We start from the raw sequence: 23,636 nt of genomic DNA, 5'->3' as shown, positions 1-23,636 counted from the left end.
TCCTCCTAGAATGTGTTTTCTTACAATGCTTTAACGTTAAAGGCTTGTGATTCTAATACTTTTAAAATAGCGCGTGCTGTATCAAGCGAAGTGAATAATGGGACACCATGTTCAACAGCTTCTCGTCTAATCAAGAAACCATCTGTTGCAACTGTCCGTTTTTTATCCATGGTATTAACGACGACTTGAACATCTCCTTCGCGAATATAGTCTAATATCGTACGTCCTGTCTCATCGGCAATTTTAGAAATCTCAGTCACACCTAAACCAGATGCTTCTAAGAATTTTGCAGTTCCTTCTGTTGCCACTAAACGGTAGCCGATAGCTGCAAAACGTTTGGCAATTTCTAACGCTTCTTCTTTTGCTTCATCTGCGATTGTCAACAAGACTGAACCATAGGTCGGAAGATGCATGCCACTTGCCTCAAAGGCTTTATAAAGAGCTTTCTCTAAAGTTTGGTCGGTTCCCATAACTTCACCTGTTGATTTCATCTCTGGTCCTAAGTAGGTGTCAACTTTTAATAACTTAGCAAAGGAGAAGACCGGTGCTTTAACATGAACCTGCTTGCTCTCAGGTGCTAGTCCTTTAGCGTAGCCTAATTCTTTTAATGTTTTCCCTAAAATTAATTGTGTCGCCACTTGAGCCATTGGAATATCCGTTACTTTACTTAAAAATGGTACTGTTCGACTTGCTCGGGGGTTAACTTCAATGACATACGCCACATCTTGATGAATAACGAATTGAACATTCATCATCCCTAAACAATTTAATCCTAGAGCTAAGCGAGTCGTATAATCGGCAATCGTTGCCTTCATTTCCTCACTTAAATTTTGTGGAGGATAGACGGCCATCGAATCTCCCGAGTGAACACCCGCACGTTCGATGTGTTCCATGATGCCAGGGATGAGTACTTCTTTCCCATCACAGATTGCATCGACTTCGCACTCCATCCCGACTAAATAGCTATCAACTAAAACTGGATGTTCTGGCGAGGCTTTAACCGCTTCTACCATATAACGTCTCAAATCCTCTTCATTTTCAACAATCTCCATTGCTCGGCCACCTAAAACATAGCTTGGTCTAACTAAGACTGGATAGCCTATTCGACTTGCAATCGCCACCGCTTCTTCACTGCTTGTTGCCGTATCACCTGGAGGTTGAGGAATGTCTAATTCTTTTAAGGCTTGTTCAAATAAATCACGGTTCTCCGCACGATCCAAATCTTCAATTGTTGTTCCTATGATTTTAACGCCTGCTTTTGATAAAGGCTCCGCTAAATTAATGGCTGTCTGTCCACCAAATTGAACGATGACACCTTTAGGTTTTTCCAATTCGATAACATTTAGAACGTCTTCTAATGTTAGTGGTTCAAAATAAAGTTTGTCTGAGATTGAAAAATCCGTCGAGACTGTTTCAGGGTTACTGTTCATGATAATAGCTTCATATCCCAGTTCTTGGATTGCTTTTACTGAATGAACCGTTGCGTAATCAAATTCTACCCCTTGCCCGATTCGAATTGGTCCTGAACCTAAGACTAGGATTGATTCTTTTTCTGATACGAGACTTTCATTTTCTTCCTCATAAGTGCTATAGAAGTAAGGCGTTGCTGATTCAAACTCTGCGGCACAAGTATCCACCATTTTAAAGACAGGTTGGATATGGTTCGCTGTTCGAAATTCTCTAACTTCTGATTCACTTTCACCCCAAAGTTCGGCGATTTTCACATCTGGGATGCCATACTTCTTAGCATGCCTTAAAACAGCCACGTCATGTTTAGATGTTACTAATTCCTGTTCTAATTCAATAATATGAAGCAATTTATCTAAGAAAAACAAATCAACTTTCGTCAGCTCTGATAATTCTTTTATCGTATAGCCACGTCTAATCGCTTCTGCCAAGTAGAAAAGTCGATCATCTTTCGCACGAACGGTTCCTTCAATTAAGGCATCATCCGTACACTCGGCCAACTCCTTTAATTCCATATAAGGCGCTCCTATTTCTAAGGAACGGACAGCTTTTAGCAACGCTTCTTCAATATTGCGTCCAATCGCCATAACCTCCCCTGTCGCCTTCATCTGTGTCCCAAGTAGACGTTCACCTTTTTCAAACTTATCAAAAGGCCAGCGTGGAATTTTAGCTACCACATAATCTAGAGCTGGTTCAAACTGAGCATAGGTTGTTTCAGTTACTGGATTGTACATTTCATCTAATGTTAAGCCAACTGCAATCTTAGCCGCTAACTTCGCAATAGGATAGCCTGTCGCTTTACTCGCAAGAGCTGATGAACGACTCACACGTGGGTTAACTTCAATTACATAGTAGTTAAAACTATGTGGATCAAGAGCCAGCTGGACGTTACAACCGCCTTCGATTTTTAACGCTCTGATGATTTTTAACGATGCTTCCCTTAACATTTGATTTTCAACATCTGAAAGGGTCTGTGTTGGCGCAAATACAATTGAGTCACCCGTGTGAATACCTACAGGATCAAAATTTTCCATGTTACAAACAACTAATGCATTATCATGACTATCTCGCATCACTTCATATTCAATCTCTTTAAACCCTGCAATACTTTTTTCGATTAGGCACTGTGTCACTGGAGATTGTTTTAAGCCATTCTCACAAATCGCCTCTAATTCAGCTTGCGTGTCGCACATACCGCCACCTGTTCCACCTAGCGTGAAAGCAGGTCTAACAATAACAGGGTAACCGATTGTCGCTGCAAATGTTACCGCTTCTTCTACTGTTGTTACAATGTCACTTTCAGGTATCGGTTGATCTAGTTCTTCCATCAGTTGTTTAAATAAATCACGGTCTTCAGCTTGATCTATAGCTGATAGTTTTGTTCCTAATAATTCAATGTTCAACTCTTCTAATATGCCTGATTTTGCTAATTCCATCGCCATGTTTAGTCCTGTTTGACCACCTAAAGTTGGTACAATCGCATCAGGTTGTTCCGTTCTTAAGATACGTGAGACAAATTCTAACGTAATCGGTTCGATGTAAACTTTATCTGCGATTTCCTTATCCGTCATTATTGTCGCTGGGTTTGAATTAACTAAGATAACCTCATACCCTTCTTCTTTAAGTGCAAGACAAGCTTGTGTTCCTGCATAATCAAATTCTGCGGCTTGCCCAATTACTATTGGGCCAGAGCCTATCACCATAATTTTTTTTAGGTCAGTTCGTTTTGCCATCTTAAAGAGTCTCCTTCCATGTATCCATTAAATCCATAAAGTTATCAAACAAGTACAGTGCGTCTGTAGGACCCGGTGCTGCATCTGGATGAAATTGAACCGTAAAGGCTGGGTAACTCTTATGCTTTAGCCCTTCAACTGTCTCATCATTAATCTCACGGTGAGTAATAAGTAAGACCTCATCGTCAATACTTTCAGGGTCAACCGCATATCCGTGATTTTGTGAGGTGAAATCGACACGACCTGTTGCAATTTCTCTGACAGGATGGTTAAAACCACGATGTCCAAAACGCATTTTATAAGTATCGGCATGATTGGCTAAGGCGAATAATTGGTGTCCTAAGCAAATTCCAAAGATTGGCACCTTCCCTTGAATCCCTCTAATCATTTCTAGAACTTCTGGTAAATCTTTTGGATCGCCAGGTCCATTGCTTAACATGACACCATCAGGTTTTAGAGTTAGGATAGCCTCGGCTGTTGTATCATATGGCAATACGGTAATGTTACAGTTACGTTTGCTTAATTCTCTAAGAATACTGTGTTTTAATCCAAAATCTACGACCACTACATTTCTGCCTGTTCCCGGACTTGGGTAAGGCTTACTACATGACACTTGTGCCACTTGGTTAGTTGGCATTACTGTTGCTTTAAGTGCGTCAAAAGCATGATCAATATTAACCTCATCACCTGCATCAACAATACAACCTTTAATCGTGCCTTCCTCTCTTAATTTTCGGGTTAATTTTCGGGTATCAATACCAGAGATGCCTGGTATATTTTTAGTTTTCAAAAAACTATCTAGTGAGAGATGACTGCGCCAGTTTGAAGGTACTCGTGCGTGTTCACCGACGACTACGCCTTGACAAGTAGGTTCGATTGACTCGAAGTCATCACGGTTAATGCCATAATTTCCGACTAAGGGGTAGGTAAAGGTGATAATCTGACCGTTAAAACTTTGATCTGTTATGGCCTCTTGATAGCCAGTCATTCCTGTTGTAAAAACAACTTCTCCTGTTGTTAATCGCTCAGCACCAAACCCTTCTCCATAAAATGTTGTACCGTCTTCTAGTATTAATACTCGTTTCATTATGCGTCCCCTCTCTCCCAAACAATTGTACCGTCGACTACTGTCAGAACGGTTTCTCCTAAAACTTTCCACCCAAGAAATGGGGTATTACATGATTTTGATAAGAAGTCTTCTTTTTCAATATCTACTTCTGTATCAATATCAAAAACCGCAATGTCTGCTGAGCCTCCAACTTGCAAACACCCTGCTTCTAAATTAAATAATCTTGCTGGCTCAACTGTCATCCATCGACAAACTTGCTCTAATGTAAAGATGCCTGCCTTTACAAAGTGGGTATACATTAATGAGAATGCCGTTTCACTGCCGACTATCCCAAATGGAGCATTGAGCATGCTCTGATTTTTTTCCTCTTCTGAATGTGGGGCATGGTCGGTTGCGATACAATCGATTGTGCCATCTCGTAACCCTTCAATTAAAGCTTGTCTGTCGTCTTCTGCTCTAAGTGGTGGATTCATTTTAAATCTGCCGTGGTCTTCTGTAATGATGTGATCGGCTAAAATTAAATGATGAGGACAAACCTCGCAGCTTACGTTTACACCGGCCCGTTTCGCTTCTCTAATAATACGAACACTTTCTTTTGTTGACACATGACAGATATGGTAGTGAGCACCTGTTTCTTCTGCTAAGAGCAAGTCTCTAGCAATCTGTGAGGATTCGGTCGCACTCATAATCCCAGGTAACCCTAACTCCTCTGATTTCTTCCCTTTATGCATACAGCCTCCGAACAATAAGCTCTCGTCTTCCGTGTGCGCCACCAGTGGTCTGTTATTCTTTGCTGCTTCTTTCATTGCCAAGTACATTGTCCCAGCAGTCTGAACACCGACACCATCATTAGTGAAAGCTGGGGCACCTGCTTTCGTTAACTCATCCATATCGACAATTTCTTCTGAATTAAGTGAATGCGTAATCGGCGCATAGTGATGGATTTTTATCACACTGTCTTGTTCAATTCTATTTTTTAAATCGTTATATTTTTCTAATGTATCAGGAACTGGGTTTAAGTTTGGCATGGCACATACTGTTGTGTAGCCTCCCCTTGCAGCCGCCTTACTTCCAGTTTCAATCGTTTCTTTATGACAAAAACCAGGTTCTCTAAAGTGGACATGAAGGTCAACTAATCCTGGTGTTACTAAATGTCCATCCAAATCCACAATTCTATCAAATTCGATCCCTTCTTTTTCAAAATCTAATCCGATGGCTTTTATTTTTTTATCCTCTATCCAAATATCACTTGGAATGGTTTGATTATGTTCTGATACGACCTGCCCATTTTTTAGTAAAAGTTTCATTATAACGACTTCCCTTCTAAGATAGATTCTAAAATTGCCATTCTCATAAAGACCCCATTTGTCATTTGACTTACGATTCTGGACTGTAAGCTCTCAACCAGTTCATCTGCCAGTTCGACATCACGATTAACCGGCGCCGGGTGCATGATAATTGCTTCTGGTTTTAAAAACTTACTGCGCTCAACCGTTAACCCGTATTGTTCGTGATAGCTCTCTTTTGAAAAAACAGTTCCTGTATTGTGACGCTCATGCTGAACTCTTAGTGACATCAAAACATCAACTTTTTTTACTAACTCATCTATTTCGAAATACTCACCAAATGCTTCAAACTTCGGGTTAAACCACTCTCTCGGTCCTGAGAAATAGACGGTTACCCCTAAGCGTCTTAAAAGTGCCATATTGGATTTTGCTACTCGTGAATGATTTAAATCCCCGACTATTCCAACCGTTAACCCTTTAAACGTCCCAAACTCTTCATAAATGGTCATCATATCTAGTAGACACTGTGAAGGGTGTTGCCCACTGCCGTCACCCCCATTTATGATAGCTGTCCGAATCGTAGGACTTTCAATCAAATCATGATAATAATCTTCTTCTGGATGTCTAATCACACAAGCGGAGACACCTAATGCTGATAGCGTAAGGATAGTATCATATAACGATTCACCTTTATTGATAGAACTTGTGGCTGTTTCAAAAGGGATAACATTGAGCCCTAGTCTATGCTCGGCTACTTCAAAACTCTTATGTGTTCGCGTACTGTCTTCAAAAAATAGATTTGCTACAAAAACTGGTTCAGCCTGCGCTTGCCACGTTTCACCTGCTTTAAAAGCCTGTGCTCGTTCGATTAACTGCATCACTTCTTCATTTTTTAAACTTTCAATTGTTAAAAGATGTTTTAAATTTGCAATCGTCATACTCTCTAACCTTCTTTCTATCTTTTATTTTTCGCTAAATGCTTTTTCTGGTAAGACAAGATTTAATACAATTCCGAATAATGTGGCAAGTGCCATTCCTGATAATTCGAATGGCCCTGATTTAAACATTAGCCCGCCGATACCAACTACTAAGATGACAGAGGCAATGATTAAGTTCCGTTTTTTATCAAAGTCAATTTTGTTATCTATTAAAATTTTAAGTCCGCTTGACGCGATGACTCCGAATAAGATAAAGCTAATCCCTGAGATAACAGGTCCCGGTATACTTAAGATAACCGCACTGATTTTTCCGATAAATCCTAAAATTATTGCTAATACTGCTGCGCCTCCTAGTACAAAGACACTATGAACACGTGTTATCGCAAGAACACCAATGTTTTCACCGTAACTTGTTACTGGCGGTCCGCCAACAAAACTCGCTGAAATTTGAGCTAACCCATCTCCTAAAATCGTACGTGATAACCCTGGATCTTCGAAGTAGTTTCGTTTCGTTAATTTATTTAATACTGTAATATGACCGATATGTTCCGTCATTGTGACAAACGCGATAGGGGCCATCGTTGTGATTGCTCCGATATAAAGCTTAGGTTCGTAGTTCACAAATGGTATTTCGAAGTTTGGTAAAGCAAACCAAGCTGCGTCTACAATTGGCTGCGTGTCTACAATTCCGAAGAGCATTGCCACACCGTATCCTGAAATAATTCCCAATAAAATAGGGAGTAGACCGATAAATCCTTTTAGAAACATGTTGAAGATAATCGTTAAGCCTAATGTAATAAGTGCTACTGCAATATATTTGGGACTATAGTCACCAGTTGGCGTTAACATGGCATTTTGAGCGGCACTTCCTGCAAGTCCCAATCCAATTACCATTACTACTGGCCCTACTACAATCGGAGGTAGTAATTTATTAATCCAATCCGACCCAATTTTTTTAATGATCAGAGCTACAATCACGTAAACTAAACCAGTAGTTAAAGCACCTTGAGCGACTGCGGGATAGCCTTCTGATTTCATTAACATTTGCATCGCTGGTATGAAAGCAAAACTACTTCCTAAGTAAGCTGGAATTTTCGCTCCTGTTGTTGCCATGTATACTAGCGTTCCTAATCCCGAACTTAGTAAGGCAATTCCCGGGTCAATTCCGACCAGGATTGGAACAAGAACTGTTGACCCAAACATCGTAAATAAATGTTGCAAGCTTAGTCCGAACCACTGTAAGGGCTTGGGTTTATCCTTTATGTCTAGTACCGCATCTGTATTTCTAAATTCTTTTGTTGTCTCTGTCATATTATTTCGCTCCACTTCTACTCTATTTTTGTGTAAGAAAAAAACCTCATCCTAGTACATACTAAGATGAGGTTCTCACAAAGATACCCTGAAGAAGTTCCTAGTGACGCAGTCCGTCCCTAGGCTTTCAGAATTCAATGCTTTTCTCAGTCTCTCTGTACTAAATTAAAAAGCAACTATTTAATTATAACCTTATTTTTGAATATAAATACGGTCTTGTTTATCTGTCTCTACCATCTCTACAACCACTTTTTCTGTCGCGGCTGTTGGTAAATTTTTACCTACATAGTCTGCGCGGATCGGCAACTCTCGGTGACCTCTATCCACTAAAACTGCTAAGGAAATTTTTTCTGGGCGTCCAAAATCCATCACCGCATCGAGTGCTGCACGGATTGTTCTGCCTGTATATAAAACGTCATCAATTAAGATAACATGTTTACCAGCAATCTCCTCTGGCATTGATGATTTTGTTAAGTCAGGTTTAACGCTAGGGTCAAACCCTTGATCATCTCGGTACATCGTTGTATCTAATTCACCTACTGGAAGTTCTAAACCCTCTAAGTGGTGCAGACGCTCTGAAATACGTTTTGCGATATAAACGCCTCTTGTCTTAATCCCAACTAATACAAGATTTTCAATCCCTTTATTACGCTCAATAATCTCATACGTCATACGAGTTAAAATGCGTTTCATTGTGACCTCATCAATTACTTCTGTTTCTACCATAGTGGTCGCCTCCTTTTATCACAACAAAAAACTCCTACCTTTACTAAGAAAGGCAGGAGTGTATAGTTATCCTGTAGACAGACTGAGACTACTACTAGCTCATCTGTTGTGCCTTCTTAGCCTCACGGGACTATTCTTAAAGGTGATGTTTAGTTGTGTGTTATTTCTTATATCGTACTTTACACGTATTCAAACTTAAATGCAAGCTATTTTGGTAAATTTGCTAAAGTTTCTTCAAATAACGGTGGAAGTGGCGCTTCGAAATACATCTCTTCTCCTGTTCTTGGGTGCGTAAAGCCTAAAACTTTAGCATGTAAGAACTGCCCATTACCAGGTAATGTTTTACGTGGTCCATATAATGGATCACCTGCGATAGGGAATTTAATATATTGCATATGTACACGAATTTGGTGCGTGCGACCTGTTTCTAATTGACACTCAATTAATGTAAATTCTTCAAAATTATCAATCACTTTGAAGTGAGTGACCGCAGGTTTTCCGCCCTCAATAACAGCTTGAGATTGACGATTTAATTTTGAACGTCCGATTGGAGCATCAATTGTTCCTTTTTCATGAGGAATTTCACCATGTACCAATGCTACATAACGACGTGTAGCTGTTTTATCTTTTAATTGTTTACTTAATGATTCATGAGCTTCATCATTTTTAGCAACCATCAATAAACCAGATGTATCTTTATCAATACGGTGAACAATCCCTGGACGAATCACATCATTAATACTTGATAAAGTTTTAATATGGTAAAGTAGTGCATTTACCATTGTCCCTGATGGATGTCCTGCTGATGGATGAACGACCATCCCTTGAGGTTTATTAACTACGACCACATCTTCGTCTTCATACACGATTTCAAGTGGAATATTTTCAGCTTCAACTGTTAATTCAACAGGTTCTTGACGAATAATCTCAATAGTATCATCAGCTTTAACTTTATAGTTAGCTTTAACCACTTCACCGTTTACTGTTACAAACTCATCTTTTAACCATTGTTGGATTTGAGAACGAGAAAACTCTTTAAATGTTTCTACGATTACTTTATCTATTCTACCCTTTTGATCGGTTACGATCATGTTTAATTTTTCTTCCATGTTAGTCCACCTTGTCTAATTTTTCGTCGAGTAAAATATATATAAAGACACACCCAACCCCGACAGTTAAGGCCATATCTGCTACATTAAAAATAGGAAAATTAAAAAATTCTACTTGGAACATATCCACCACAAAGTTCAAACGAATACGGTCAATAAAATTACCAATTGCCCCACCTAATATTAAACTTAAACCAATTGTTAACCACTTACTACTTTGTAAATTCTTAGCTAAAATATAAACAACAACGGCACATGTTACAGCTGTAATAATGTAGAAAAACCACATTTTACCTTCCAACATACTCCAAGCTGCCCCTTCATTATGTAAATGAGTTAGTGATAGTATCGGATTATGAAACACGGTTTCACCAATCTCGATTGAATTCATCACCGCATATTTGACGGCTTGATCAACAATAATCACTACAGCGGCTACTATTAAATATACTAGCATTAACGTTTCCTCCACTCTTCATAATACGCTTGAAAAAACTCTTTTGGACGAATTAATCCCAAAAGATTTCCAGTTGTTTTACCATTATCTGTAATTAGAATTGCTTCTATAGTGGGATCATTTAAAAATAATTCCATTCCTTCAAAAACAAAGGCATCTTTAGAGACCAATTTATAATTCTCTTTTTTTCGATCTGTTTGCAAGACACTTGCTGCCGATTGACCTTTAACATCTATCTGATTATTTTTGCCATGAGCTGCTAGCCATAAACCAATACCATTTGCTGTTAAAAGACCCACAATTTCACCCTTATCATAAATAGGAAATTGAGAAAAACCATCTTTTGCCATTCGGTCAAGTATCGTAGTTAGGCTTGTTTCTTTGCTAAAAACGATAACTTTCTTTTTGAACCTAGGGACAATTCTTTCCGGTCTTTTTAAATCGGATTCAATTGTTTTAATTTTCTTTACAATCCATTCATTAGGCTCTGCGATAATAAAATTCGGAGATATTCTATCATGCACAATCGCATTTCTTAATTGAGCAATTTCTATTAAATCATCTTGAAATTTTTTGACAAGGAGGTCTGGACGTTTAGATAAACGTCTCACCAAATCAGTGAAACCAATAGTCCCTTTTCCTTGATACTGTTCTTGCATCCATTTTTCAATTCGATTAAATGTTGCTAAAAATTCGTCCGCTCTTGTTTTCATTGCTACATCCCTCACAGTAAAATGACGTTTAAATGAATGGTGTGTCACCTTACTATAATAACAGTTAATGACGAAAAAAGCCAAATAGATTTTATTCCCCCTTCTCTTTTAGTCCCTTCTATTTTATTTCAACTAAACTAAGTTTAGTTGACCAAATTACCAAAGAATCCTATAATAAGCATAGGTATCTAATTAACTCATTGGAGGAATGTAAGATGGCGAATGGTACGGTTAAATGGTTCGACGCTAAAAAAGGATATGGTTTCATTACTTATGACGAAGGCGAAGAAATTTTCGTTCATTTTACAGGGATTAATAGCGACGGTTTTAAGACATTGATAGAAAATCAGCCAGTCACTTTTGATATCAAGGAAGCCCATCGTGGTCTCCAAGCAACTAATGTCACTTTAATAGAGAAATAAAAAGAGCCGACTAACTAATTAGTCGACTCTTTTTTTGCACTAATAACTTCACCAGCAAACGTTTCTTTTTTTTGAATATGTTTTGCGAAACGAGCTAAACTTTTTTTACTCATAATTAAAGTATAAACCTCGTTATTTTGCATTTTAATTGTAAAGCCATTAGTCCCTACTGATACTTTATTTATCTCTGACAATCTCAAACGCAGACTATTTTTTCTCAGTATTGCTCTGATAATTAAGTGATTATCTGTTAAATCGAAGTAACGCGACCACCCCATGTAGATAAACCCACATGCTAGTACTAAAAATAAAATACTAAGTGCATTAAGCGATTTTTGCTCTAATAAGGCAATAATACTTAAAAATAATAACCCAAAACTAAATGACCAATAAATAAGACTTGTTGCTATTTCTGGTTGCCAACGGTATCGATTTGTAACTTTTTTTTCGTTCATACAAACTCCTTGTGTTTCATAATGATATATTCTATACTACCATAAAACTAAACGAATAAGAATAGGAGCTTTACAGATGTTAAAAATCTATGTTGACGCCTCAACTAAAGGCAATCCAGGACCTAGTGGATCAGGTATCGTTTTTATTGATGGGACAATTCAACGGCAATACCATTTCCCTCTTTCAGTTATGAGTAATCATGAGGCTGAATTTGCCAGTCTAAGACTTGCTTTGACCCTTGCTCTGGAACAAAATACGATTCACGATACAACACTTGTATACACAGACAGCAAAGTCGTCGCAGAGACAATAGATAAAGGTTACACTCAGAACAAATTATTTTTTCCTTACCTAAAAGACATTCAAGATCTTCTTCCTAAATTTCCATTAATTATTATTCAATGGATCCCTGAAAAGCAAAATAAAGGAGCAGATCATCTTGCCAGGCAAGGGTTACAAAAAGCGATTAAGACTATAAAATAAAAAAGAATCACGAAAACTCGTGATTCTTTTTTATTTATCTTCAACCAATGAAACAAGTAAGTCTATAAATTCAGGTGAATCATTAAAAGGGTGGATATAATTAAACTCTACTCCGCCATTTTCCATAAAATAATCATGATTTTCACTTTCAATTTCTTCGATTGTCTCAATACAATCCGACACAAAACCTGGTGTAATGACTAAAACTTTTTTTATTCCCTTTTTAGGAAGTCCCATTAAAGTCAGATCAAGAGCGGGTGTTAACCATTCTGCAGGACCGAATTTCGATTGATAACACACTCTAATAGGTGTATCAATTTCTAATGTTGAGAGCAGGGCATCTGTTGTTGCCTGACATTGCTCTTGATAAGGGTCACCTTTTTCAACGTAACTTACTGGAATACCGTGATATGAAATAATAACTTCATCAGGATTGTATTTTTGAACACCCTCTACCACTTGCTTCGCTAATAGCTTTATATATAACGGGTGATCAGTAAACTCTCTTACAAAATGTAAATGAGGCATATTTTCTTGCTTCAGATAATGCTTAAATACCGCATCGTTAATTGACGCTGTCGTCGTTGTTGAATATTGAGGATATAACGGAATAATTGTAACCTCTTCTATTCCTTCTTCTTCGAATTTCATTAGAGAATCCGAGATAGATGGTTCACTATACGCCATACCAAAACGTACAGAATAATCTGGTAGTTGTTCTTGTAATAATCTAGCTTGCGCCTTTGTATAGACTAATAATGGCGACCCTTCTTCTGTCCAAATCTCTTTGTATAAAGCAGCCGACTTCTTAGGTCGTGTGTTTAAAATAATACCGTGCAAAATTGGTAACCATTTCCATCTCGGTGTGTCTATAACACGGTGATCTCCTAAAAATTGTTTAAGATAGTGCTTAACTTCTTTTTTTTCAGGTTTATCTGGCGTCCCAATGTTAGCAATCAAAATTCCCTTCTTTTTCATAATCATCTTCCTTTCCCTCTCATTATAGCTGTATTGAGAATGATTCTCAATACAAAAAGGAACTGACTAGGTCAGTTCCTTTTTTTACTCTTTAGATTCTCTAGGTGCACGTGGTGGTCTAGTACCCCAGTATTGGAATAGATCCGTTCTTAACGCACCATTGTATAGCTTACGCTTTTTAGTTGCACGAGCTTTATAATGAGTTTCAAATGTTAAGTCACTTGTTAAAATATATTTACTCCATGTTTTAAGCGGACGATAAGTTTCACCCATCTCACGATATAATTGTTGAACGGCTTCTTCTTCACCTAAACGTTCACCATATGGCGGATTTGCTACAATAACGCCGTACTCTTTTTCAGTTGTAAAATCTTTTAATTGCATTTGTTTAAAGACAATTGAATCACCTAATCCAATTTCTTCAGCATTGCGCTGTGCCACTTGAATCATCTTACCATCAATATCTGATCCCATAATATCTAATTCGATATCATAATCAGCTTTGGCATCGGCTTCCATACGTACTTTTTCAAAAATAGCCGCATCAACCCAATCCCACTGTTCACATAAAAATTCACGGTTAAAGCCTGGTGCAATATTGTGCCCCATAAGAGCCGCTTCGATACAGATAGTCCCCGATCCACATACGGGATCATAAAAAGGGCGGTCTTTACGCCAGCTCGTTAGCATCACAAGTGCCGCTGCCATATTCTCTTTAAGAGGTGCTCCACCTTTTTCTAAACGGTAACCACGTTTGAATAAGCTAGGTCCTGTGGTATCTAAAGTAATCGTCACGTGATCCTTTAATAAAGCAACTTCTAATGGAAATTTAGCTCCTGATTCTGGTAAACGGCCATATCTATGATATACCTCACTTAAACGACTTACGATTGCTTTTTTGGTAATGGCTTGACAATCAGAAATACTAAACAATGTTGATTTTAAAGATTTTCCCGCTACTGGAAATTCTGCATCCATCGGTAAGATATCTTCCCAAGGCAACGCTTTTGTTTTTTCAAATAATTCATCAAATGTTACGGCTTTAAATTCACCTACAACAATTTTAATACGGTCAGCAGTTCTTAACCATAAATTTGCTGTTGCGATTGTTTCGATATCCCCGTGAAAAATAGCTTTACCATTTTCAACTTGACATTCAATTCCTAAATCTCTTAATTCTTTTCCTACAAGTGCTTCCATACCACTTGCTGCTGTTGCTATAATTTTAAATTGTTTCATTTTATCGGCTCCCTTTTCTGGGTATTTATTTATAATCGAAAAAAAATCCTCCCAATTATGGAAGGAAATCCTGATAACTTGTAGTTTTCTATAAGCCATGTTCTGTATCATACCTTCTCAGGAAAAAAAGTATAATGATAATCATCTGTCTACAGATATATCTGTCTCTTTTCTTGTTCATTTCCTAAAAAAGAGTGCCCCTACCTTAGTTTGGGTTGCTCGCTCGAGGGGTTTACCGCGTTCCACTAACACCATTTCTAATGTTACTTCGTCACTGTGGCACTTTCAAGACTACTCCCCCATAGCCGAAGCCTTAGGAGTTTTATCTGCCGTTACCTGTTAACAGGTACCTTAGCTTATTTTTTCGCTAAGCACGAACACTACAAGCATCGCAGCTTGTGCGAGCATGGACTTTCCTCAGCCTAGTCAAGCTAAACCGCGATTATCCGAAAACTACAAAATTAATTATATTATATTAGAATGATTTTGTCTCATCTAAATTAGTTTCAGCATCTTCTGCTTCCATAATTTTATCACCAAACACTTTTTTCTCCAAGTTTGATAAACGTTTTAGAATATCAAAATTCGTAGATCCTGTAGCTGATTGTGTTGGCTCTTGTTTAATACGTGATAACGTCGCTTGACTCTTAGTTAATTGGTCAACCTTAGCTAATAAACGTTCCTTTTCTTCTTTTAAACTTAAAATTTCACGAGCATATGATTCGTAATCTTTAATGATACCATCTAAAAACTCGTCTACTTCAATTTGATCGTAACCGCGCATTTTAGTTTTAAATTCTTTTTGTAAGATTTCTCTTGCCTCATAGTTCTTTGTCATTTTCAGCACCTCATTAATTTATTAAATCAATTTTTCTATATTATTTATACACTAATAATTTTATTGTACCCAATAATGCTAGGAAAATCAATCAGTTTAATAATGTTCCTGAGAATTTTGTAAATCATCCATCGTCACTTGCCATAGTTCATAATTCCCTTGTTCTTGTAACTTTTTTATATCTTTATAGAGATAACTCGTCTTACCTGGATACTCTTCATCATAAATGAGCAGTGCTCCATCAGTGTGTGATAATAGAAATTGAGTATGATTGCGCAGTTGCTGTGGTGTTTCATAAGGTTTATGAGAGGTTGCCTCACAAAAATCCGCCTGAGTTTTTAATTTCATTAACTGAATTTGATTCTTTTCGTTCCATTGTTCGCCAAATCCCTCAAAAGGGAAAATAGCAGCAAGCGATAAGTCAGGGTAATCTTCTTTTAGCTCAATACAAACATCACATACCCACATTTCAACTCCTAAATTCCCACCTAACATCACCCACTCTAAACCTTCTTCGATTAATTGGACAATATTTTTTTTTATAACATTCTTAATAATTTTAATTTTAGGATCATCTTCTTTAAAAACACCAAGTTCATAACTCCTATAGCCAGAAATATAGACTCTTTTCATCTTAATATGACACTACCCTTTCCATTATAATACGTTTTTTGGTATAATAAACTTCAGGAGTGTGACTTACCATGAGATTCAATTATCCAAATGGAACGACTTACTCTAATAGTGAGCCGAATCCTCAAAAAAAGCAAGTAAAAAAAGCATCACCTACTCACACTTTCGCCAATAGAGGAATGACCTTTGAGGAGGCTATTAATCAAAGTAATGAGTACTATAGGGAGCGACAAATTGCACTTGTTCATAAAAAACCTACCCCTATACAAATTGTTAAAGTGGATTACCCCTCACGGAGTGCTGCGGTTATACGTGAAGCTTATTTTAAACAAGCCTCAACAACCGATTATAATGGCGTTTATGAAGGGTACCATCTTGATTTTGAAGCAAAAGAAACAAAAAATAAAACATCATTTCCACTGAATAACTTTCATGAACATCAAGTTAATCATATGAAAGCTTGTACAGAACATGGTGGAATAGCTTTTGTTTTACTTTGGTTCTCAAGCTTAAAACGTTGTTTTTTCATTGAAAGTGATCTAGTTATCACATTTTGGAAAAATAAAGAACAGAACCGTAAATCTATCCCTCTTCCTCTGATAGAAGAGCAAGGTATAGAAATACATACTGGATTCAACCCAAGAATACCGTATATAACTGCATTAAGAACACATATCGAGAAGGAGACACACAATCATGCCAAAAGACACTAGTTCTGATCCATTAGAACAAGCCATTCGAGCTGAAAAAAGTCGAAAATCAAAAAGAAAACGTAAGTGGATTGTCCGCTTCTTCATGTGGCTACTTGCTATTCTTTGTATTTTATTCATAGCGGGTGCTGGTTTTCTATATACCATCATTAAAGACAGTCCTAAGTTTGAAGAAAGTAAGTTAGCTGATAGCCTATCTTCTAGAATATTTGACCGAAAAGGAAAAATAATTTATGAAGTTGGTGAAGAAAAGCGTGAGCTTGCTGAAATTGACGAAGTACCAAAACAGTTAAAACAAGCTATTACGTCTATTGAAGATAAACGCTTCGAAAAACACATTGGAATTGATCCCATCCGTATTATGGGAGCTGCTATTTCTAACTTAAAAGGGAATAATCGTCAAGGTGGTAGTACATTAACTCAACAACTGATTAAATTATCTTTCTTTTCCACTGATATTAAAGATCAAACTTACCGTCGAAAAATCCAAGAGGCCTGGATGTCTATCCAACTCGAACGTGAAAAATCGAAGGATGAGGTTATCAATTACTATATAAATAAAGTCTATATGTCTAATCGATTTTATGGAATGGAAACTGCCGCTAAGGGTTACTATGGTAAAGAACTAAAAGATTTAAATTTAGCACAAACAGCGTTATTAGCAGGAATCCCACAAGCTCCAACGGATTATGACCCAATACTTCATCCTGAAGCAGCTAAAAAACGTCGTGATTTAGTGTTAGCTGAAATGCATAAAGATAAAGCTATTTCTAAAAATGATTATGAAAAAGCTATTGAAGAACCTATTAATAAAGGATTAATTGTTAATCAAGAAATTTCTAAAGATGCAAAAATAATTGATAACTACATTAAAGAAGTGATTGATGAGGTTAAGGATAATTCAAAATTAAATATCTACACAGATGGTTTGGACATTCATACTAATCTTGATTTAGATGCTCAAAAATACCTTTACCAAGTTGTTAATTCAGATAAATATATTGATTATCCAGACAAAGATTTTCAAACAGCTATTACTATTATGAATCCCAATAACGGACAAGTGCTAGCACAAATTGGAGGCCGTCATGTGCCTGATAATATTCAATTAGGTGAGAACTTTGCGGTTACCGCAGAACGTGATTTCGGATCAACTGTTAAACCTATTACAGATTACGCTCCGGCTATTGAGTATTTTGGCTATTCAAGTGCTAAATACATTTTAGATGCTCCTTATACATTCCCTGGTACTAATGATAAAGTTATGAACTATGACAATCGCTACCGAGGAAATATAACAATGCGTGAAGCATTAGTTGATTCTCGTAATGTCCCAGCTGTTAAAACATTAGAAGAAGTTGGATTAGAAGATGCTGGAGATTTCCTAAGAGGTTTAGGTATTGATTATGGCGATGATTTCTATCTATCAAACGCTATTACAGGAGACCCTTCTTCCCTTCAAATGGCTGGTGCTTATAGTGCCTTTGCTAATGGTGGAACTTATTACAAACCTTACTACGTTAATAAAATAACGTTACCTGATGGACGTGAGGCTAGTTTCAAACCTAAAGGTGTTCGCGCAATGAAAGAGTCAACAGCTTATATCATCACAGATATGCTTAAAGACGTTCTACGTCGAGGTACTGGTAACGAAGCAAATATCCCTGGACTACCACATGCTGGTAAAACAGGTACATCAAATTACGCTGAAGATTTCTTAGATCAGGTAACAGGCGACGCTTATTATGGCGCTCCTGATATCAGTTTCGTTGGATACACGAGAAACTATACGATTTCTGTTTGGACAGGCTATCACAAATATAGCCACGCTATTAGTAAACAAGATCAAAATATAGCGATGTTGATTTACAAAACATTAATGACGTATTTATCAAAAGATATTGAAACACCTGATTGGGAAATACCTGAAAATGTATCTAAAGTAGGACAAGAACTATACGTCCTTAACCATGTTAACGAAAAAGCTAAGAAGAAGAAAAAAAATACTGCTAATATGAAACAAGAGCCAATTTGGTCAGATAATAGCGATACAAAAGATACTTCTTCCAAAAATGATTGGAATGCGAACGACACTAATCAAAATTCAAACAACTGGAACAACAATTCAGGACAAAATAATGTTACAGAAGCACCAACTACTGGTGGTGGTCAACAAACAGCTCCACCGACTACTGAACCACCAGCTACTGAACCACCGACTACCCAGCCACCAACTACTCAGCCGCCAACTACTCAGCCACCGGCTACTGAACCACCGGCTACTCAGCCACCGGCTACTGAACCACCGGCTACTGAACCACCGGCTACTGAGCCACCGGCTACCGAACCACCGGCTACCGAACCACCGGCTACTGAACCACCGGCTACTGAACCGCCAGCTACTGAACCACCGGCAGCTGCAGGTGGCGATGATAAATAGTAAATAAAAAACACTTAGAACATATTGTTCTAAGTGTTTTTTTATACCTTCAACCGATTTTTTCCTTCTTGACAATACTCAAAAACTGGACATGATTCACATTTTGGTGCTCTAGCAACACAGTGATAACGGCCAAAAAATATCATGCGATGATGTGTTTTTACCCACAGTTCTTTCGGTATTTTCTTCATTAAAGCTTCTTCAACTTCTAATACTGATGCCCCTTGCTTTACAAGTCTTAAACGCTTTGAAACACGTTCAACATGAGTATCTACCGCAATGGCAGGAACGTCAAAAGCATCTCCTAACACAACATTAGCAGTTTTTCTGCCCACACCAGGTAGTGCCATTAGTTCTTCTCTTGTTTGAGGTACTTCACCATTAAAACGCTCTATTAACATATTACAACAGGCTTTAATATTTTTGGATTTATTTCTATATAGGCCAATCGTTTTAATCATTTCCATTATATCCTCAACGGGAGCAGCTACAAACGCTTCTGGTGTCGGGTATTTTTCAAAAAGTGCTGGTGTGACTTTATTAACTGAAACATCTGTAGCCTGAGCACTAAGTGCAACTGCTATGACTAATTCAAAAGGATTTCGATGTGTTAATTCACACTCAGCTTTTGGAAACATTTCTGCCATAATCGCTAATACTTCAAGTGTTTTTTCTTTTGACAACATATTATAACCTCACTTCTAAGTTATTTATCCTCAGCCCAATTAAACAAAGGTACCGTTGGTAGCTCCTCTTCATGCTTAGCTTGCGCAGAGGCAACCTCTTTTTCTGATAATGATTTTTTTCGCTTTTGTTGGTCTTGAGCGACTTGCTCTTTCGTCTTAATATTTTTACGCTCCCAGTTCAATAGAATACGATCAATGTATTTTAAACTATAAACTTGATTAAGTACTGCTTCTCTAAGAGCAAGTATAACAAGTTCTGGTTGGTAGTTGTCTTCTGTTAACCATATGCTGATAGTTTCAAGTTCAAATGGAGATAAAGGACGACCAAACTCTTTCTCAAATGTTTGATAGAGCTCTTGAATTTTAATTTGTTCTGATTGTCTAGATTCTTCAACATGTTTGGCTTTATTTAATTGATCGAGCCTTTCATATATCATTGTTAAATCGTAACGATCCCCTGTTTGACCTTGTTCATTAGTATGAGTCGTTAATTTCACAATTTTTTTTGATAATAACCCTTCTAACATACTGAATATTTCTTCTGATGATACACCTATTTCTTTACTAATCATCATTAAATCAGGAAAATCGTTTCCTTTGCATTCATATTGCCTTAATTTTAAATACAGAATTAACTCTTGATGAGTCATTCCCAGTTTACTAAAGTTATCTAAAATCATATTTGAAACAACAGTCTCACCTGCTGTTAAATAATCTACCATACCTAGCATATCTATCACTCACTTTCTTCTTCTATCAGTATAGCAACTTCTCTGATCACTTGTCACATAAAATGTCAGAAAAAAAAGCCGCATGATTGCGACTTTTACGCCTTTTTGTAAACAAAGGCTGAAATTAATAAACGTAAAACAATCGTAATTAATAACATAATTATAAAAATTGGTAACGTATTTGCAGTTAATAGACCAATAAATAGAATAGAATGGAATAACATCGCAGCCACGTAGATACCAATTACTGTTGTGACAATTAAAAACACACGTAATGGATTAAGTGGTAAGCACGCTCTGATTACACCTAACAAGCTTACACCAATTAATAAGTAATACATCAATGTTGTTGTTTCAAGACCTGTAAGGCCTCTATTTTGACTAATAAAGTATACCGCAATAATATTCATCAATACTAACATGGCATTTGGAAAAGCATTTTTCAATACTGTTGGTAAAAACTTAGTCGTTACTTTTCGTTTATCTCCTTCAAACGATAAGAAGAACGCTGGATAGCCCTCAATCGCCAAATCAATCAATGTGATTTGAATAGGTACAAACGGAAATGCTAATGTTGTTAGCATACAAATAATAGATAAGAAAAATGAATAAATTGTCTTGATAAAGAAGACACTCGCTACTTTTGTCACATTATTAACAACACGACGACCTTCAAATAATACATCTGGTAATGTTGTAAAATCAGAATCAAGTAACACTAAGTTAGCGATTTGACGTGTCGCACTGTCCCCTTCTGCCATTGCAATACTACAGTCGGCTTCTCTTAAGGCAAGTACATCATTAACACCATCACCTGTCATTGCCACAACATGATCTTGTGCTTGTAATTCATTAACTAAAATTTGTTTTTGCTTAGGTGACACGCGACCAAATACCGTGAATTCATTTACTGCTTTTCTAACCGATGCTTCGTCTTGATAATCTGATAAATCAACGTATGAATCATATCCAACTAATCCCGCACGTCGTGCAATATTAGATACTGTTACAGGATTATCTCCTGAGATAACTTTGATACCAACGCCTTCTTTTCTTAAATAATCTAATGTTTGGTCAGCATTTTGACGAATTGGGTCATCAATTTCAAATACGGCTAATGGTTTAAGATTTCTAAAACCATCTTCAGAAACGTCCTCACCCTCACTAATAGCTAGCATTAAAACACGGTAGCCTTCTTCTTGACCATGTAAGACTTGAGGAGGTAAATCTTCAGCTGAAACTAAACGCTCAGGTGCTCCTAAAACAATCCCACCTAAACCTTCAAAATTAACAGCGCCCCACTTTCTTTCAGATGAAAATGTTAAAACTGATGTTGCCTCGTATGTATTTTTTTCTGGAAAAGCATCTCTAATCGCCTTCATTGTAATGTTATTATCACTAGTTGCTGCAAGGTAACTACCGATAATATCATCTAATTGTTCCTCATAGGTTTCATCTAACAACGCCACATCTTGAACTTTCATTTTACCTTCAGTAATCGTCCCTGTTTTATCTAAACATAACATATCAACATGAGCTAAAGTTTCTACTGAATACATATCTTGAACTAAAATACGTTTCTTTGCCAATTTGGTTACGGCTGTTGCTAGTGCAATACTAATTAATAACACTAATCCTTTTGGTAACATACCAAGTAATGCGGCAGCTGCGGCAACAACAGCTACTTTAGGATCACTTTGTCTTAAAAATAGACCTTCAAATAAGAGTATCAAACCTAATGGAACAATGATATAACTTGTAAATTTGGATACTTTACGAATAGAGTTCACTAATTCTGACTGAACAGGCTTATGAACTTTCGCTTCTAATGCAATCTTAGTTGCATAGTTATCTTTCCCTACATGAATAACTTTAGCAACTACTTGCCCACTTGATAAGAAACTTCCTGATAATAACTCACTACTTTCTTCCTTAACAATTAAATCTGACTCACCCGTTAATAGTGACTCATTCACTTCCGCACGACCTGCTAAAACAGTCATATCACTTTGTATTTGCTCACCTGCTGCTAAAATAACAATATCATCTATTACTAATTCAGTAGCATCAATCACTTGCTTCTTACCATTACGAATGACAGTTGCTTCTTCTTTTGCTAGAATAGATAATTTAGCAACTAAATTCCGAGCATGAATTTCTTGATAAATTCCAATCATAATATTAACAGCAATAATAGCTAGGTAAGCTAAGTTACTAAATGCACCTACCATTATTAAACAAATACCAATAACTAAATTTAATAAGTTAAATAACGTCCAAATATTATCTTTAAAAATATCTTTTGTTGATTTCGACACATTTTCTTCAAAATTATTTTGCTTTCCTTCATCAATACGCGTTGCTATTTCTTCCGTTGTTAATCCATTTTGCTTCTCTATAAATTTTTCCATGACTTTACATTCCTCATCTCATCAAGTGTGAATTTTAACTAAACCAAGGGATTTTACTCATAACATCTAATACCGCCATATTCCATTTTACAATATCTGCATAGAAAAAATTGCCGCCATCGATGTAAAGATGCCCTTTATTATATTTTAAAGCTCTAAGAGTCAAATATCTGTATTTTTTATTGTTATTATTTCCTAGTAACGGCGCTAAGACCTCTCTAGAGTATCGTTCTGCAATCTTAACATTATGCCTACCACCATTATCTCGTACATATGGAATATAGTTACTTCCAAAGTTATAAGCCTGGACCCCTGTCCAAATATCAGTTCCTTCATTTTGAGACTGAGTCAAAACTTCAGCTAAATGCTTAACTCCACTTTTAATACTTTCTTCAGATGAGGTGATTTGATTTTGTTCACCATATTTACTTTCACTACTTTGCATTAAATCAATATGCTCACCTTTCGTTTCAGTTAAGATAATCGCCAAAATGACATCATCAAATTCCTCTAAACCATAACGACTGGCTTCTTCTATTACTACCGGTTTCCATAATTTCACTTCTTCAACCTGACTTTTTACTATATAAAATCGATAAATACCAAAGAATATTACCACTAAGAGTATTATTCTGACGACATTTCCAATAACATGTCGCTTCTTTTTATTTCGTCGACTCATTTTATTCAAAACCTTTCTATTTCGATTGAATTTTATGCAAAAATTCAAATTATGCCTAGATTACCATCATACTATGAATGACCTTAATTTCATAGTTTTCCATAACTTCTTTAACAAT

22 protein-coding genes and 1 other RNA gene are annotated in these 23,636 nt (G+C 36.9%); 4 read left to right on the top strand and 19 right to left on the bottom strand.

Annotated features, from left to right (window positions below):
• Positions 1-20 precede the first annotated feature (20 nt).
• The 9 genes from carB to OL233_RS01220 all read right to left on the bottom strand — a co-directional run bounded on the left by carB (position 21) and on the right by OL233_RS01220 (position 10,809).
• Positions 21-3,200 carry a carbamoyl-phosphate synthase large subunit gene (carB, locus tag OL233_RS01260; RefSeq protein ID WP_275470558.1) on the bottom strand — a complete coding sequence of 1,060 codons (3,180 nt, stop codon included), beginning with the start codon at positions 3,198-3,200 and terminating at the stop codon, positions 21-23.
• A gap of 1 nt (position 3,201) precedes the next feature.
• Positions 3,202-4,287, bottom strand: coding sequence for a carbamoyl phosphate synthase small subunit (locus tag OL233_RS01255; protein ID WP_275470557.1), 1,086 nt, complete (start codon positions 4,285-4,287; stop codon positions 3,202-3,204).
• Positions 4,287-5,576, bottom strand: coding sequence for a dihydroorotase (gene pyrC, locus OL233_RS01250; protein WP_275470556.1), 1,290 nt, complete (start codon positions 5,574-5,576; stop codon positions 4,287-4,289). Before pyrC ends, OL233_RS01255 begins: the two co-directional genes overlap by 1 nt.
• Positions 5,576-6,493: an aspartate carbamoyltransferase catalytic subunit gene (locus OL233_RS01245; RefSeq protein ID WP_275470555.1), complete on the bottom strand. Its 918-nt coding sequence runs from the start codon at positions 6,491-6,493 to the stop codon at positions 5,576-5,578. The genes pyrC and OL233_RS01245 overlap by 1 nt, the downstream gene beginning before the upstream one ends.
• A gap of 24 nt (positions 6,494-6,517) precedes the next feature.
• A complete protein-coding gene (locus OL233_RS01240; RefSeq protein ID WP_275470554.1) occupies positions 6,518-7,804 on the bottom strand; it encodes a solute carrier family 23 protein in 1,287 nt (428 codons plus the stop codon).
• Positions 7,805-7,996: 192 nt separating this feature from the next.
• Positions 7,997-8,530, bottom strand: a complete 534-nt coding sequence (gene pyrR / locus OL233_RS01235) for a bifunctional pyr operon transcriptional regulator/uracil phosphoribosyltransferase PyrR (RefSeq protein ID WP_275470553.1) — start codon at positions 8,528-8,530, stop codon at positions 7,997-7,999.
• Between the two features lie 206 nt (positions 8,531-8,736).
• Positions 8,737-9,639, bottom strand: a complete 903-nt coding sequence (locus OL233_RS01230) for an RluA family pseudouridine synthase (protein WP_275470552.1) — start codon at positions 9,637-9,639, stop codon at positions 8,737-8,739.
• 1 nt (position 9,640) lies between these two features.
• Complete coding sequence (lspA, locus tag OL233_RS01225) at positions 9,641-10,096, bottom strand: signal peptidase II (protein ID WP_275470551.1); 456 nt, start codon at positions 10,094-10,096, stop codon at positions 9,641-9,643.
• Positions 10,096-10,809 carry a CBS domain-containing protein gene (locus OL233_RS01220; RefSeq protein WP_275470550.1) on the bottom strand — a complete coding sequence of 238 codons (714 nt, stop codon included), beginning with the start codon at positions 10,807-10,809 and terminating at the stop codon, positions 10,096-10,098. Before OL233_RS01220 ends, lspA begins: the two co-directional genes overlap by 1 nt.
• Positions 10,810-11,024: 215 nt before the next feature.
• On the opposite strand from OL233_RS01220, the gene OL233_RS01215 reads away from it, so the two are divergent.
• Positions 11,025-11,231, top strand: coding sequence for a cold-shock protein (locus tag OL233_RS01215; protein WP_275470549.1), 207 nt, complete (start codon positions 11,025-11,027; stop codon positions 11,229-11,231).
• Between the two features lie 14 nt (positions 11,232-11,245).
• Here the strand turns inward: OL233_RS01215 and OL233_RS01210 are convergent, their stop codons facing one another.
• Positions 11,246-11,686: an EbsA family protein gene (locus tag OL233_RS01210; protein ID WP_275470548.1), complete on the bottom strand. Its 441-nt coding sequence runs from the start codon at positions 11,684-11,686 to the stop codon at positions 11,246-11,248.
• Positions 11,687-11,762: 76 nt separating this feature from the next.
• On the opposite strand from OL233_RS01210, the gene OL233_RS01205 reads away from it, so the two are divergent.
• Positions 11,763-12,170 (top strand): ribonuclease HI family protein, encoded by a 408-nt coding sequence (locus OL233_RS01205; protein ID WP_275470547.1) that lies wholly within the window; start codon positions 11,763-11,765, stop codon positions 12,168-12,170.
• Between the two features lie 30 nt (positions 12,171-12,200).
• On the opposite strand, the gene hemH is transcribed toward OL233_RS01205, so the two are convergent.
• The 5 genes from hemH to OL233_RS01180 form a co-directional block, all read right to left on the bottom strand.
• Entirely contained in the window at positions 12,201-13,148 is a 948-nt protein-coding gene (hemH, locus tag OL233_RS01200; protein WP_275470546.1) for a ferrochelatase, read from the bottom strand.
• A gap of 84 nt (positions 13,149-13,232) precedes the next feature.
• Positions 13,233-14,387 carry a THUMP domain-containing class I SAM-dependent RNA methyltransferase gene (locus tag OL233_RS01195; protein ID WP_275470545.1) on the bottom strand — a complete coding sequence of 385 codons (1,155 nt, stop codon included), beginning with the start codon at positions 14,385-14,387 and terminating at the stop codon, positions 13,233-13,235.
• Positions 14,388-14,473: 86 nt separating this feature from the next.
• Positions 14,474-14,841: RNase P RNA component class B (rnpB, locus tag OL233_RS01190), an RNA gene on the bottom strand.
• Between the two features lie 21 nt (positions 14,842-14,862).
• Entirely contained in the window at positions 14,863-15,225 is a 363-nt protein-coding gene (gene gpsB, locus OL233_RS01185; protein ID WP_126830827.1) for a cell division regulator GpsB, read from the bottom strand.
• A 96-nt stretch (positions 15,226-15,321) separates the two neighbouring features.
• A complete protein-coding gene (locus tag OL233_RS01180; RefSeq protein WP_275470544.1) occupies positions 15,322-15,858 on the bottom strand; it encodes an SLOG family protein in 537 nt (178 codons plus the stop codon).
• Positions 15,859-15,929: 71 nt separating this feature from the next.
• Here OL233_RS01180 and recU point away from each other — a divergent pair, with 71 nt between their 5' ends.
• Positions 15,930-16,571, top strand: a complete 642-nt coding sequence (gene recU, locus OL233_RS01175) for a Holliday junction resolvase RecU (RefSeq protein WP_275470543.1) — start codon at positions 15,930-15,932, stop codon at positions 16,569-16,571.
• Positions 16,555-19,008, top strand: coding sequence for a PBP1A family penicillin-binding protein (locus tag OL233_RS01170; RefSeq protein WP_275470542.1), 2,454 nt, complete (start codon positions 16,555-16,557; stop codon positions 19,006-19,008). The genes recU and OL233_RS01170 overlap by 17 nt, the downstream gene beginning before the upstream one ends.
• A 41-nt stretch (positions 19,009-19,049) precedes the next feature.
• Here the strand turns inward: OL233_RS01170 and nth are convergent, their stop codons facing one another.
• From nth to OL233_RS01150, 4 genes are all read right to left on the bottom strand, one after another.
• The gene (gene nth / locus OL233_RS01165; protein ID WP_275470541.1) at positions 19,050-19,694 is read right to left on the bottom strand and encodes an endonuclease III; all 645 of its coding nucleotides are present in this window, start codon (positions 19,692-19,694) and stop codon (positions 19,050-19,052) included.
• A 20-nt stretch (positions 19,695-19,714) separates the two neighbouring features.
• On the bottom strand, positions 19,715-20,416 hold the full coding sequence (locus tag OL233_RS01160; RefSeq protein ID WP_275470540.1) for a DnaD domain-containing protein: 702 nt from the start codon (positions 20,414-20,416) through the stop codon (positions 19,715-19,717).
• Positions 20,417-20,520: 104 nt separating this feature from the next.
• Entirely contained in the window at positions 20,521-22,836 is a 2,316-nt protein-coding gene (locus tag OL233_RS01155; protein WP_275470539.1) for a cation-translocating P-type ATPase, read from the bottom strand.
• A gap of 34 nt (positions 22,837-22,870) precedes the next feature.
• Positions 22,871-23,518: a lysozyme family protein gene (locus OL233_RS01150; protein ID WP_275470538.1), complete on the bottom strand. Its 648-nt coding sequence runs from the start codon at positions 23,516-23,518 to the stop codon at positions 22,871-22,873.
• Positions 23,519-23,636 lie beyond the last annotated feature (118 nt).

The sequence above is a fragment of the Vagococcus proximus genome, assembly GCF_029143285.1.
Lineage (GTDB): Bacteria > Bacillota > Bacilli > Lactobacillales > Vagococcaceae > Vagococcus_D > Vagococcus_D proximus.
This window is presented reverse-complemented; position numbering and strand designations above follow the sequence as displayed.

Coding starts and splice junctions, on each gene's coding strand:
- carB (WP_275470558.1), bottom strand. CDS start 3,200: ATGGCAAAACGAACTGACCTAAAAAAAATTATGGTGATAGGCTCTGGC.
- OL233_RS01255 (WP_275470557.1), bottom strand. CDS start 4,287: ATGAAACGAGTATTAATACTAGAAGACGGTACAACATTTTATGGAGAA.
- pyrC (WP_275470556.1), bottom strand. CDS start 5,576: ATGAAACTTTTACTAAAAAATGGGCAGGTCGTATCAGAACATAATCAA.
- OL233_RS01245 (WP_275470555.1), bottom strand. CDS start 6,493: ATGACGATTGCAAATTTAAAACATCTTTTAACAATTGAAAGTTTAAAA.
- OL233_RS01240 (WP_275470554.1), bottom strand. CDS start 7,804: ATGACAGAGACAACAAAAGAATTTAGAAATACAGATGCGGTACTAGAC.
- pyrR (WP_275470553.1), bottom strand. CDS start 8,530: ATGGTAGAAACAGAAGTAATTGATGAGGTCACAATGAAACGCATTTTA.
- OL233_RS01230 (WP_275470552.1), bottom strand. CDS start 9,639: ATGGAAGAAAAATTAAACATGATCGTAACCGATCAAAAGGGTAGAATA.
- lspA (WP_275470551.1), bottom strand. CDS start 10,096: ATGCTAGTATATTTAATAGTAGCCGCTGTAGTGATTATTGTTGATCAA.
- OL233_RS01220 (WP_275470550.1), bottom strand. CDS start 10,809: ATGAAAACAAGAGCGGACGAATTTTTAGCAACATTTAATCGAATTGAA.
- OL233_RS01215 (WP_275470549.1), top strand. CDS start 11,025: ATGGCGAATGGTACGGTTAAATGGTTCGACGCTAAAAAAGGATATGGT.
- OL233_RS01210 (WP_275470548.1), bottom strand. CDS start 11,686: ATGAACGAAAAAAAAGTTACAAATCGATACCGTTGGCAACCAGAAATA.
- OL233_RS01205 (WP_275470547.1), top strand. CDS start 11,763: ATGTTAAAAATCTATGTTGACGCCTCAACTAAAGGCAATCCAGGACCT.
- hemH (WP_275470546.1), bottom strand. CDS start 13,148: ATGAAAAAGAAGGGAATTTTGATTGCTAACATTGGGACGCCAGATAAA.
- OL233_RS01195 (WP_275470545.1), bottom strand. CDS start 14,387: ATGAAACAATTTAAAATTATAGCAACAGCAGCAAGTGGTATGGAAGCA.
- gpsB (WP_126830827.1), bottom strand. CDS start 15,225: ATGACAAAGAACTATGAGGCAAGAGAAATCTTACAAAAAGAATTTAAA.
- OL233_RS01180 (WP_275470544.1), bottom strand. CDS start 15,858: ATGAAAAGAGTCTATATTTCTGGCTATAGGAGTTATGAACTTGGTGTT.
- recU (WP_275470543.1), top strand. CDS start 15,930: ATGAGATTCAATTATCCAAATGGAACGACTTACTCTAATAGTGAGCCG.
- OL233_RS01170 (WP_275470542.1), top strand. CDS start 16,555: ATGCCAAAAGACACTAGTTCTGATCCATTAGAACAAGCCATTCGAGCT.
- nth (WP_275470541.1), bottom strand. CDS start 19,694: ATGTTGTCAAAAGAAAAAACACTTGAAGTATTAGCGATTATGGCAGAA.
- OL233_RS01160 (WP_275470540.1), bottom strand. CDS start 20,416: ATGGTAGATTATTTAACAGCAGGTGAGACTGTTGTTTCAAATATGATT.
- OL233_RS01155 (WP_275470539.1), bottom strand. CDS start 22,836: ATGGAAAAATTTATAGAGAAGCAAAATGGATTAACAACGGAAGAAATA.
- OL233_RS01150 (WP_275470538.1), bottom strand. CDS start 23,518: ATGAGTCGACGAAATAAAAAGAAGCGACATGTTATTGGAAATGTCGTC.